The 13,721-nt window shown below is 43.5% G+C and carries 8 protein-coding genes; 2 read left to right on the plus strand and 6 right to left on the minus strand.

All coding sequences use genetic code 11. The features are described from left to right. Positions 1-136: 136 nt before the first annotated feature. Both DWY55_RS00010 and eno read left to right on the plus strand, forming a co-directional pair. The gene (locus DWY55_RS00010) at positions 137-805 is read left to right on the plus strand and encodes a pentapeptide repeat-containing protein (protein ID WP_016273353.1); all 669 of its coding nucleotides are present in this window, start codon (positions 137-139) and stop codon (positions 803-805) included. 65 nt (positions 806-870) lie between these two features. Further along, entirely contained in the window at positions 871-2,160 is a 1,290-nt protein-coding gene (gene eno, locus DWY55_RS00015) for a phosphopyruvate hydratase (RefSeq protein WP_022402052.1), read from the plus strand. A gap of 96 nt (positions 2,161-2,256) precedes the next feature. On the opposite strand, the gene bglX is transcribed toward eno, so the two are convergent. The 6 genes from bglX to DWY55_RS00045 all read right to left on the minus strand — a co-directional run bounded on the left by bglX (position 2,257) and on the right by DWY55_RS00045 (position 13,493). Beyond that, positions 2,257-4,509: a beta-glucosidase BglX gene (gene bglX / locus DWY55_RS00020; RefSeq protein ID WP_057097658.1), complete on the minus strand. Its 2,253-nt coding sequence runs from the start codon at positions 4,507-4,509 to the stop codon at positions 2,257-2,259. A 2-nt stretch (positions 4,510-4,511) separates the two neighbouring features. Then, complete coding sequence (locus tag DWY55_RS00025; RefSeq protein ID WP_022402049.1) at positions 4,512-5,807, minus strand: glycoside hydrolase family 2 TIM barrel-domain containing protein; 1,296 nt, start codon at positions 5,805-5,807, stop codon at positions 4,512-4,514. 18 nt (positions 5,808-5,825) lie between these two features. Next, a complete protein-coding gene (locus tag DWY55_RS00030) occupies positions 5,826-7,205 on the minus strand; it encodes a family 16 glycosylhydrolase (protein WP_022402048.1) in 1,380 nt (459 codons plus the stop codon). 76 nt (positions 7,206-7,281) lie between these two features. After that, positions 7,282-8,646, minus strand: a complete 1,365-nt coding sequence (locus DWY55_RS00035) for a hypothetical protein (protein ID WP_022402047.1) — start codon at positions 8,644-8,646, stop codon at positions 7,282-7,284. A gap of 24 nt (positions 8,647-8,670) precedes the next feature. After that, a complete protein-coding gene (locus DWY55_RS00040) occupies positions 8,671-10,278 on the minus strand; it encodes a RagB/SusD family nutrient uptake outer membrane protein (RefSeq protein WP_022402046.1) in 1,608 nt (535 codons plus the stop codon). A gap of 20 nt (positions 10,279-10,298) precedes the next feature. After that, the gene (locus DWY55_RS00045) at positions 10,299-13,493 is read right to left on the minus strand and encodes a SusC/RagA family TonB-linked outer membrane protein (protein ID WP_022402045.1); all 3,195 of its coding nucleotides are present in this window, start codon (positions 13,491-13,493) and stop codon (positions 10,299-10,301) included. Between the last annotated feature and the right edge of the window lie 228 nt (positions 13,494-13,721).

The following is a 13,721-nucleotide window of genomic DNA, read 5'->3' on the forward strand; positions in this document are numbered from 1 at the left end:
ACTTTTTGTTGCTCAGGAACTTATAAATAAAGTTAAATTATAGTGTTGCGGAATTAAGGATTAAGTATCACATTAGGAGTCCTGGCAGCCTTCGCCGGCGGCGCCTTCGGACGCTGTATATAACCCAAACACCCCTATGAAACCCAGCAAGCCTTTTGTCATGCCTCCCGTACGCATCATCCCTCCTACCTTAGAGGGACAAAGTGAAAGTTCCAAATCATTGGAAGAATGGCTGAATACGGAAGAAACTGTCAGAGACCTTCACTTCGGTAAACGGACAGAGGAACACATGGAGTATTCCTACAAAAGCATCACCAACTGTACTTTCAGTCATATCCAATTCAGCGCCTGCAAACTGAAATCCTGCCATTTCACTGATGTACGTTTTGAACATTGCGACCTTTCCAACATCTCATTTGCCGAAAGTTCTCTGTTCAGAGTGGAATTCATATCCTGCAAACTGGTGGGAACCAATCTGCCGGAAACAATATTGAACCATCTGACAATGAAGGACTGCAATGCCAGATACCTCAATCTTTCCATGAGTAAAATCAATCAAGCCCGCTTCACCTCTTGTGACTTGCGCAACAGCGACGTCAACGACTGCAAACTTGCCTCCATCGCCTTTGAAAACTGTGAGCTGGTAGAATCCGAGTTTTCACACACCCCTCTAAGAGGAATCGACTTGAGCGACTCACACATAGGAGGTATACGCCTCAACCTGCCCGACATACGGGGAGCCATCGTCAATACTTCCCAAGCCATGGAGTTGACTGCTCTTTTAGGCATTACAATAAAGGATTAAAAACGAAAAACAATTCCTTGTTTTCATTTGTTAGTAAGATAGTTTATAATTAAAATTGACTGAATATGAAAATAGAGAAGATTATCGGACGTGAAATCCTCGATTCAAGAGGTAACCCAACTGTAGAAGTAGACGTAACCTTGGAATCCGGCTTCATAGGCCGTGCATCTGTCCCGTCAGGAGCATCCACGGGAGAACACGAAGCATTGGAACTGCGTGACGGTGACAAAAAACGTTACGGAGGCAAAGGTGTCCTGAAAGCCGTGGACAATATCAATAATATCATTGCTCCCAAGCTCATCGGTATGTCCGCCCTCGACCAGATGGGTATCGACCATGCCATGCTTGCACTGGACGGAACCAAAACGAAAGCCAATCTGGGTGCCAATGCCATCCTCGGCGTATCTCTTGCTGTAGCCAAGGCTGCCGCCGCTTACCTTGACATCCCACTCTACCGATATATCGGTGGTACAAATACCTATGTGATGCCTGTACCGATGATGAACATCATCAACGGCGGTTCGCATAGTGACGCTCCCATTGCTTTCCAGGAATTCATGATACGCCCCGTAGGTGCCACTTCCTTCCGCGAAGGTTTGCGTATGGGTGCCGAAGTGTTCCACGCACTGAAGAAAGTCCTGAAAGACCGTGGCCTCAGCACAGCAGTAGGCGATGAAGGAGGTTTTGCTCCTAATCTGGAGGGTACAGAAGATGCCTTGAACTCCATCATTGCCGCCATCAAGGCTGCCGGATACGAACCGGGCAAAGATGTAATGATTGCCATGGACTGCGCTTCTTCCGAGTTCTACCATGATGGCATCTACGATTATACCAAATTCGAAGGTGAAAAAGGCAAGAAACGTACTGCCGACGAACAGATTGACTATCTGGAAGAGTTAATCAACAAGTATCCCATCGACTCTATCGAAGACGGCATGAGCGAGAACGACTGGGACGGCTGGAAAAAACTGACCGACCGTATCGGCAACCGTTGCCAGTTGGTAGGAGACGATTTGTTCGTCACCAATGTGGACTTCCTTGCAATGGGCATCGAAAAAGGCTGTGCCAACTCCATATTGATTAAAGTAAACCAGATAGGTTCGCTGACCGAAACACTGAATGCCATCGAAATGGCACACCGCCACGGATATACTACCGTAACTTCCCATCGTTCCGGTGAAACGGAAGATGCGACTATCGCAGACATAGCCGTAGCTACCAACAGCGGACAAATCAAGACCGGTTCGCTGAGCCGCTCAGACCGTATGGCAAAGTACAACCAACTGCTTCGCATCGAAGAAGAACTGGGAAGCAATGCGGTGTATGGATATAAGAAAGTTATAAGTAATAAGTGATGAGTTATTTGCCGGAAGGCGGGGCTTATAAAGAAGAAAGCAGAAGGGGCGAACCGTCACGGTCCGCCCCTTCTCTTTTTAACCTTAAATCAACAATCAATCTACTACCTTAAAGAAAACTTCTTCTCCACTTTGGCTATCCGGTGCCACCCAAAGAGCAAAGTCTCCGGCTTCCACCGTCTTCACCATATCTATATTCCAGAAAGCAAGTTCACTTATCGGAAGTTCAAACGATACATTTTTCTTCTCACCCGGCTTCAATGTGACGCGAGCAAAGCGTTTCAGCTCTTTCACCGGACGGGTCACCGAAGCAAACTTGTCCTGCACGTAAAGCTGGGCTACCTCGGTACCTTCATACTTTCCGGTATTCTCAAGATCGAAAGTCACAGTCAGCACATCTTCCTTCTTCAGATTGGCAGACGAGAGTTTCACATTATCATATTTGAACGTCGTATACGACAGACCGTAGCCAAACGGATACAGCGGATCGAAACCTGCATCCATATAGAAAGAAGTACATCCCAACGAAGTCTGCCCCGCTTCCAACGGAATGTCATTCAGCAAAACCTCATTCCGCGTAGCCGGACGTCCGGAACTGTTATGAGCATAATAAACCGGTATCTGTCCTACCATCTTCGGGAAAGTCACCGGAGTCTTGCCACTTGGCACAGCCTTACCCCACAGCAAGTCGACCAATGCCGGTCCTCCCATGGTTCCGGGATGGAACGAATAAAGTACAGCTGACGAGAGTTCGACTTCCTTTCCTATGGTCAACGGACGCCCTGCCATTACGACAGTAACCACCGGTTTTCCTGTTTTCGCCAAAGCGGCAATCAGTTCGCTTTGCGCACCTTGCAGGTTCAGGTCGGCCAGGCAATGCGCCTCTCCTGAAAGAATAGCCTCTTCGCCTACAAACGCCAAAATAACATCAGCACGTGCAGCGGCAGCAGCGGCTTTGGCAACACCTGCCATATTCTTGTCACGGCTATAAGTCAGACCCGGCTCGTATATCACCTGCACTTTGTCCCCCACCAGTTCCTTGATAGCCTTCAACGGTGTCACGGTTTTTGTCTTGTCACCATCAAATACCCAGGTACCCAATTGGTCATAAGGTGCATTTGCCATCGGACCTACCACAGCAACCGCCTTTACCGAAGATTGCAAAGGCAATGTCTCCTTTTCGTTCTTCAACAAGATGGCCGATTCCACAGCAGCTTGCTTGGCAGCCTCCAGATGAGAAGGAGCATAAAGTTCCTCTATCCGTTTCTCATCCACATAAGGATTATCAAACAGTCCCAACCGGAATTTGATACGCAGAATATTCCGCACGGCATCGTCTATAGCAGACTTCTTGACCTTACCTTCTTTTATCAATTCCGGCAATTCCTTGACAAACGTATAGCTGACCATCTCCATATCCACACCAGCATTCACCGCCTTCATTGCTGCCTCTTTAGAATCGGCAGCAAAGCCATGTGCCATCATTTCGGCTACCGAAGCCCAGTCTGACACTACTATTCCATCAAATCCCCATTCACCACGAAGCACATCTTTCAAAATAAAAGTGTTTCCGGTAGACGGTGCTCCGTCATTGTCATTAAACGAAGTCATGAAAGTGGCTGCCCCTGCCTTGGCCACAGCTTCAAAAGGAGGAAGGTATACATCCCTCAAACGACGCTCCGGAATGAAAGTGGAATTATAATCACGCCCGCCCTCGGCAGCACCATAACCTACAAAATGTTTAGGACATGCGGCTATGGAAGTCGGACTGTTCAGCGAATCTCCCTGGAAACCTTCGACCATAGCAACACCCATCACTGAAGTCAAATAAGTATCTTCGCCACATCCTTCGGCCATACGCCCCCAACGGGGATCGCGAGCCACATCTATCATCGGCGCAAATGTCCAGCGGATACCCACGGCAGAAGCCTCCACAGCCGCTACCCGTGCACCATCCTTAGCCACCTGCGGGTTGAAAGATGCCGCTTGTCCCAAAGGAATAGGGAATATGGTCTTGAAACCGTGGATCACATCACGCGCCATCAGCAAGGGGATGCCCAAGCGGGACTCCTCCATTGCCACACGCTGCAAGGCATTGACACGCACCGGATCTACTTCATTCAGGATAGACCCGACTTCACCTTTCTTTATCAATCCGCTCATATCCTCTATGTTACCATAAGAAGAAATCTGGTTCATCTGCCCAATTTTTTCTTCCAATGTCATACGGGACAACAGCGCTTCTATTTTCTGCTCGATGACTGCGTCATTTTTTGTATCCTGCACTTGAGTACAAGATATAAAAGGAAGCAGCAACAAACAAGCAGAGAGCATTTTCATTGTTTTCATCTTTAATCTATTACTTGAAATGGAATATTTGCTGTTGAGACAAAGCCCGTATTATCAAGTACATATACGTACAAACGATATTCTCCGGGAACTTTAATTGCAGTCTCATACACATTTTTATCTGACATAACCACCTCACCGACTCTTTCCGGACGCGGTTCATAAGAACCTCCAAAGCCCAGCACTGTAGCTTCTTTAAGCACTTCCCAAACATAAGTCAGAGAATCATTTTCCTTGTCTATGGCCGCAACCTCTGCTTTCAATGAAGCACCTGCCTTGATGCGGACATTATCAATAGCACTCTTCCCATTGACAGTCATCATACCCAGAATTACCGGAGCCGTTTCATCCAGTTCCTTACCAGTCCACACTCTTTGCATAGCCTCTACCATAGGAGTCTTTTCTCCTTTCAGAGGCAGCATATCCACCGTGTCTTCTACAAACATACTGAACCAGGTAGGCGTACGTTCTTCTTTTTGTCCCCACAAGAATACAAAAGAGCCCAAGCAACGGGGATTGGCAGAAATATATTGCGTATAACGCTCTTCGTACACCTGCCGTTTTTCTTCACTGGTCTGCTCTATGGGTGCTTTCCACTCGGTAGAAGCTGTTTCCCACCAACCGGTCGGTCCCCACTCGGTAATCATAAATGCACCCTTGTAGTCCGACTTGTCAACAACCATCTGTACCTCTCCCATCGGACCATATACATTGATGCCCACATAATCGAGAGATGGAGCATACTTTGCCACAGAGTCCAATGCCGACGGATTGTAGGAAATCACTGTCGAAACCAGATGACGCTTGTCTATCGACTTAATCAGCTGTGCCAGTTCTTCCACAAAATTCCATGCGGCAGCTATATTGGCATTTTCCAACTCAATTTCATTGCCAATACCCCAAGCCAGCAAACTCGTATCATTCTTGAACGTTTCTGCCAACAAGCGGACTTCTTCGCGCATCTTGTTCTTATATTCATCATCGTAATAGCGTATGGAGTCTTTGGTCATGCCTATTCCCTGCATTACGTACATGTTGTGCTCCGAAGCCAATGCCAGGTTTTTCTTTATCTCCTCCACATTACCTCCCCAGGTTCTGAAGGCATTGGCACCACTCTGGGCGGCAATGTCCAACCGATATGTGCCGCCTACGCCTTTAATATAGGTTTCTTTTCCGTCGATATAGAGCGCATAACTATCACCCATTCCTATTATCTTAATGCCGTTCTCTACAGAAGGAGAGCAAGCAAAAAAGAAAAGAGAGAACAAACAACAAACCTTATTAAATATTTTTTCCATTCTCCTAAATTTTAATGACTACTTTTTCTGAAACACACGTATATAATCTATAACACATGTAACAGGTAGTGCAGACTCATCAACTCCCTGCATACCACCCCAGCTACCTCCCCAGGCAAGGTTAAAAATAATATAATATGGTTTATCATATGGCCAATTGACCACCCCTTTATTATCATTATCATAAGTGAGTTGAACTTTACCATCCACATAAGTGGTAATATTTTGTGCAGTCCATTCTATGGCGTAAGTATGGAATTCTCCTTCAGCTTTCTCAATCGTCATAGCATGAGTCACTTGTGTGCCGTTAGTATGATTATGTCCTTCAGCATGAAGACTGGAAGACACTTCATTAGGTACCACACCTACTTCTTCCATAATATCTATTTCGCCACATTTTGGCCATCCCTCCTTATTCCAATCTACATTACAAGGCATCATCCAAAATGCCGGCCAAGTCCCCTTACCCTTAGGCAACATCATGCGAGCTTCAATGTATCCATACTGCCAGCCCTCCGATTCATGGGCATAGACACGACCGGAATATATCTTTCCATCATCTCCTTTAAAACAATGAATACGTAACTTCCCATCTGACAATTCTGTCACCCGCTTGCCATTGACTACTCCATCCACATAATTTTGGAGTTCATTGTTTACCCAACCTGCATTCTGCACTTCATGTCTCCAATGAGTGGCATTGAGCTCTGTACCTTCAGTAAACTCATCATGCCAAACTAATTCATATCCTTCACGTTCTGGTATGGCAGTAATTCCAGCACCCTCTTGAATGACAAAAAACATTCGTTTTTGTCCCTCTCCTGTCACCGCCATTGTAGCCGTACGGCTTGTCAAACTAGTATTGGCGGTATAAGCAACAATCACGCGTGCTTTATCGCGACTCACAGTCACCCAATCCGCATCAGATTGGACAGTCCAATCATCACTGTCATACACCGTCACCTCAGCATTACCTGCTCCTGAAGTACAAAGTACCTCTTGTACAGAAAATCTGATTCCACCTTTCTGCTTTACCTGCACATATTCACTTTGGGTGCCGGAAGTCACAGTTATCCTTCCATACCGCTCGGCATCCTTGTTCTCCTTTACGGTTACTTTAATTACTCCTTCCTTGCTTTCCCCATTTTCCAGAGTAAGGCTTATCCATCCATCTGTAGAATGAGCAGTCCATCCCTCGCTTGTCGTTGTTACCTTTATCTCATAAGTGTCTTCTAAAGCCATAGCATCCAAGACTGACGGTAATACAGACAGCTTCACTTCATTCGGAGTTTCGGGTATATCCGGTGTTCCAGAAGGTATTGAACCTTCATCTCCACCACCACAGGCCAGTAACAAGCCAGCCATACATAAAAGAGAAAATAGAGACATATTTTTCATTATATGTATTTTAGACAAAAGCCACTTCTCTCCGGTAAGTTCATGCCAGAAAGAAGTAGCTTTCGTATACAGTTAATTACTTCTTAATTATAGTGATATTAGCAATTACGAAATCAACACCAGCTTCACAACCACCAAAATCATAAATCAATTTTACAGGAGACGCAGCACCTTTAGCAAACTTACAATCTGCAAACTTAATAACCTGCAATTTTCCAGCCTTCAATTGAACATCATTCTTATAAAAGGCCTGATTATCATCGTCATCTATTTGACAAAGTTTCACTGTCACACGGCTATCTGCAGTTGCCATTACCACACAAGAGAAATCAAACACATCATCAGCTGAAAAACCAAGTGATGTTGTATTAAACACATTCTGTGCCTGCCACTCTGCAGCAGTAGCAGAGTTAGACGTAATAGTATATATACGACCATTAGCCTCGAATCCAGGATCACCAATCTGAGCCCAGCCTGCATCTGCCCACCAGAAAGACATTTCAAAAGCTTGAGTATCGTCTATGGCTTTCCAGATATTATCAGCTGAATTATAATCCAACGGAATGACATTTGCATCATTATGCTCTGTTATAAAAAAGTTCTTAACAGTAAATACTGTACCTTCTGGTGCACCCGCAAAGTCAAAAGCCACTTTGAGATTTCCATCAAATCCGACACAGCCAGTTAAAGCTATTACATTATTTCCCTTATGTAACGGGAATATATTTTCGGTAAAGAACGTACCATCATCACCTTCTTTCTGTGGCTTGACCGTCGCACCAACGCCATCCACACTCGAATTAATCACAACAGAGAAGTCGTAAGTCTTACCTGCCGACAGTACGATACCCGTATTTTCAACCTGCATCTGCGCCTGCCATCTCTCAGAACCACAGCCATTCATTGTAAAAGTAATGCCCGTTGCCACATCTCCTTCATTGTCCGGATCTGCTATCTGAGTCCAACTGCCATCTGCAAACCAAAAACGAAGCGTTGCTGACGTACCCTCAAAGAGATTTGTTCCTGCCGTAAAACCAAGCCATTCAGTCGGATCATCTGTAGGAGCATTAGGATCTACCCAATTTTCAGTTACTTCGATATTATGAGAAAGTACCTTTTGATCGCAAGCAGAAAATGCATACAAATAAACCGGATAACTACCTTTCTTCTTAAATTGGCAAGTGATGGAAGCGCCAACGGCAAACTCTTCTAATTTCTTACCATCAGTACTGATAAAATAACGAATATCATCCAAGTCTTGTGAAGAGTTAGTAATAGTATAAGTATTATCCGCTCCTTCACTAACTGTCAGCGACAAAGCATCTTGAGAAACGACAGAGCCTCCCAAACTATGGTCATCACTGTCCATTGGGGCACAAGACGATATCCCCATAATAGCCATGCTCAATGCAAAAAAGCCATATAATAGATTCTTTTTCATAATGATTCCTTTATTGATAGATGATTAATAACCTTCATTCTGTTTCAATTCAAATTCAGTTCCCTTAGTAGCATCAATATCACCTTGCGGAATAGCTACGTATTTATTGTGAGATTTCCAAGTACGCGCACTATTTATTCCCGGTACATTGCCTACGTTCAACACCTCTGTGATACCCCAACGAACTACATCATAATAACGGTGTCCTTCACCAACAAATTCATAATGATTCTCATTGATAATATTCTGTTTGTTCACTGCAACACGGTGGTTAGTATCACCAAACGCGCGGTCACGAACCATATCTAAGCATTGCTGTGCAGAAATACCTTTCTGTTCAGCCACACCTTCCACTCCTACAAGTTCAGCATATGCCAATAAAGTCTCGGCATAACGGAAAATACGCAAATTATTACAATAATTTAAAGCTATAGTACCCGTCGGTTTATGATAACCCTTGCGAGCCGCATATTTTGCCAACCAGAATCCCGTATCCTGAAAACGAATAACATAAGAACCTCCTGACGCAATTTCCACTTTGTCACCCACATTACCACCAGTACCTTTACCACGATAATCACGGATAGAGGCCTCGCGACGAGTATCACCAGCAGCAAACATTTCATAGGTTTCTTCACGCACCGGTCCAAATCCCCATCCGTCTTCGTAAGTATTAGTAGGATCACTCAAAGTACTTGGTGAAATGTAAGCCGGAAGATTGGTACCACCAGTAGCCCACTGATTTCCCCAGTCCTTACCTTCACCAATGTGATTGGCTTCAAAAATAGATTCTTTGTTGAATTCGCCTTCATCTACCCAAATATCAGCATACTTAGAAGTCAATTCAAACTCACCACTGGCAATAATCTCAGCCAATCCACTGGCTGCTTCCGCATATTTAGCATTATCTTTCTGATACATGACAACACGAGCTTTCAACATCAAGGCAGCAGCAAGACTAGCACGTCCGCTATTCGCTCCACCATTTGTAGAATACTTCACTCCAGCTTCTTTAAAGCTAGCGATAGAAGCGTCCACATCCTTGATAATTTGAGCATATACCTCATCCGGACTCAGTTGCGGACCAACATAGGGAGGTTCATACAATGTTTCCTGGAAAGGCACAGAGCCAAAACTTCTCCACAACATATAGAGATAATAGGCACGCAGGAAAAATCCTTCACCACGGTACTGTGAAATAAGTTTCAACTCTGCAGGGTTGTTTGTCGTAGCAGTCTCACAAAGTCCCAAAGCACTATTTACTCGAGTAATGCCAGAAGTATAAATATTCCAAGTACCATGCAATGTGCTATTACCCGTAGTAGTAAACATCGACACATTCAAGTTCATACCTGACATACCATCTTGAGCATCACCACCACCTTTCCAAAGATCATCGCTTTGAATGTCACCAATATAAACAGATGATTCATAAGAACCGCCTGCGTATGAATCCAACAAGAGAATTTGATAAGCTGCTGCTAGACCAGAGTTAATATTCATCGGGTCACCTGCTGCTCCAGCAGCACCCTTTGACGCCGGATCAGGATTTAAGAAACTATCGCCGCAAGAGGTCAAGGTCATGCCTGATGCCAAAACTGCCGCTACTATATAGAATTTAAATTTGTTCATAATCTGATTAATTTTAATGTTTAGAATGTGATGTTAGCTCCTACTGTAATTGTACGAGATTGTGGATAGATACCCTTGTCTACACCCAACGTGGTATAACCACCAGATGCCAGTTCAGGATCAAATCCTTCATAACCAGTAATGGTAATCAAGTTCTCAGCTCCCACATAAAGACGCAAGCGCTGAATAGAAGCTTTGCGAGTAAGAGTTGCAGGAAGCGTATAACCAATCTGAGCATTCTTCAAACGGAGATAAGAACCGTCGTGAATATAAAGGTCAGAAGAAGTCCAGTTTCCATTAGGATTGGCAGAAGTCATCCGAGGAATACGATTCGAAGTACCCTCCCCATGCCAACGGTCCATAATCCAAGAAGGACGGTTCATAGCTGGAACATCACCACGTTGCGCAAAATCAAATACATCATTACCCAAAGTCCCTTGGAAAGAAAGACTCAAATCGAAGCCTTTCCACTCTGCACCAAGCGAGAAACCGAAGGTCCAATCAGGCATACCTTTACCAATTTTAGTACGGTCTTGGTCATTGATAACACCATCACTAGTAACATCCACGAAACGAACATCACCTGGTCGTGCATTAGGTTGCAAGAGCTCGCCATCTTTATTCACATAACTGTTCACTTCATCCCAATTCTGGAAAATACCATCTGTCTTACGACCGTAAAAATAAGGCCATACCTCTCCGTTCTTGGCATGTACATAATCACCTACACCAGAAGCACCTGCACTCTCGTAATTCTGTTCACCAGAAGCATTACCCAAATCCAACAGTTTGTTTCTCGAATAAGACCAGTTAGTATTAACCCAATAAGAGAAATCTTTGATATTATCCTTCCAGCCGAGTTCCATTTCAATACCCCAGTTCTCCATAGAGCCTAAATTACCCCAAGGTTTGCTTTGACCAATATAAGTAGGAACCGGCATTTCTGCTAACATATCCGTTGTCTTTTTATAGTAATAGTCAAATCCAAAACTCAAACGCTGATTGAGGAAACGCATGTCTATACCAAAGTCTGTTTGTGTGGAGGTTTCCCATTTGATATCAGGATTAGCAGCAGCAGCCGGAGAAGTACCATATATCATCGCGCCACCATTTTCACCAGGTTTCGTAAAATCATTCATATTAGGTTTATAACTTCCACCAAAATAATAGTTTTGGCCACCACTCATCAAGGCACGATAACGGAAATCACCGATAGACTCATTACCATTCTGCCCCCATGAAAAACGGAATTTCAAAACATCAAACCACTCAGGTTTCATTTTTGCCAAATAAGGTTCATTCCAAACATTCCAACCTAATGAGAAGGACGGAAATACACCCCACTTATTGTTGGCACCGAAATGTGAAGAACCATCACGACGAACTGTCACCTGTAACATATAACGTTCAGCAAAGTTATAATCTATACGTCCGAAATAAGAGGCAATAGAAGTATGAGTTGCATCACCTATTCCACCCCATAAAATAGATTCTGTTTCAGCAGCTGTAGCAGATCCGATATTAGCATGAATAGGATTCAAATCAAACAAATCAAAATCTTTACCACCAATATTACGTGAACGATAGCGAGCAGCAGATTGTCCCAATACAACAGAAACATTATGCTTTTCAGCGAAAGTCTGATTATAAGAGAAATAATTTTCTGTCTGCCAACGCATACCACGGTTCATCTCACTTTGAACCCAGCTAGCATCTGTATGGGTCATTGTACCCAGATAATCGGGATAGCCATAACCGTCATACCCCCAGAAAGCCAAATCCACACCATAACTAGAACGGAATTTTAAGCCGGGGAGAATATTCAGCTCAGCATAAAATGTACCCACTATTTTATCTGAATTATTACGTCCCAATGTCGGTCTATTTAATTGTGCAACCGGATTGGTCAATTCTTGGAAACCTGAAGGCGGCAAAGAAAGCACTTTACCATCTTTCACAATAGCATTGGGATAGCTAGCAAGGATTGACTCTCCTTCTTCCTCAGAAGCATAAACCGGAACTAATGGAGAAAATGCAATAGCACTACCTAAAATAGAACCATACTCAGAGTTAGCTTCAACACTGGTTGAATGGTCACGAGTATAACCAAGGTTTACACCTACCGTAACTGCATTCAGATATTTACGATCTTCAACCTCGAATACTTTATAAGTAGAGTTACTACGAACAGACAAACGTTCATAATTGGAACGTCCATAATTACCGCCAACAATACCTTCTTGATTGAAATAACCCAAAGAAAGAAAATACGTCATTTTGTCATTACCACCATTAATACTCAGCTGATGTTGTTGAACTGGAGCATCGTAGTTGAAAACTTCATCCTGCCAATCTGTATCTACCATATTATTAGCAATATCCGCTGCTGAATAACGAGGAGCATTACCATCATTTATCTGCATTTCATTCATGATAGTCATATATTCATGAGCATTCAACACGGCTTTCTTTTTCCAAGGATTCTGCCAGCCATAACTGAAGTCATAGCTCACGGTAGTCTTTCCCTTACTACCAGACTTTGTGGTCACCAGAACCACACCGTTAGCGGCACGGGCACCATAGATAGCTGCAGAAGCAGCATCTTTCAAAATTTCAATGGATGCAATATCAGTAGGATTCAAATAATTAATTCCACCACCGACAGGCATGCCATCCACAATATATAACGGATCAGAATTATTAACCGTACCAATACCACGAATACGCACCTTAGAATCAGAATTAGGCTGACCGGATGATTGTGTGATCTGCACACCAGAAACTTTACCTTTTAAAGCATCTTCCACACGCGAAGGCTTCGTCAAATTCAATTCATCAGCTCCAACCTTGCTGATAGCAGCCGTCACAACAGATTTCTTCTGTACGCCGTAGCCCACAACAACCACTTCATCTAGTGTCTCAGTGTCTTCCTGAAGAATAATTTTTAAAGATCTCTGGCCATTTACCGCTACTTCTTGTGACTTAAAACCAATATAGGTAATAGAAAGTGTTGCGTCGGCAGGAACCGACAATGTAAAATTACCGTCCAAATCAGTAATTCCACCATTGGTAGTTCCTTTAACTACCACATTTACTCCAGGCAACGGTTCATTATCCGAACCGCTTACCACTGTACCTTTTACCTGTATATTTTGGGCATATACAGAAGCCAAGGTAAAGCTTAACAGAAATAAAACTGATAATAACTTTTTCATAAGTTTTACTAAATTAAGATTAACGTTTCTCGGTTTTGTTCTCAATCGAACAGTGCAAACATAGAGTAAAATGCAATAAAACAAATAAAAAACAATCATTCTTAAATACGTCAAATCTGAAATTCAAATACGTTATCAATACGTCATCAGCAAATAACTTACTAATAATCAATAATTAATATATACTTTTAAGTATTACGTCACAACATGTTATATAACACAAAAGGG

Origin of the sequence: Bacteroides sp. AF25-38AC, assembly GCF_003602995.1 — a bacterium.
Classification (GTDB): domain Bacteria; phylum Bacteroidota; class Bacteroidia; order Bacteroidales; family Bacteroidaceae; genus Bacteroides; species Bacteroides uniformis.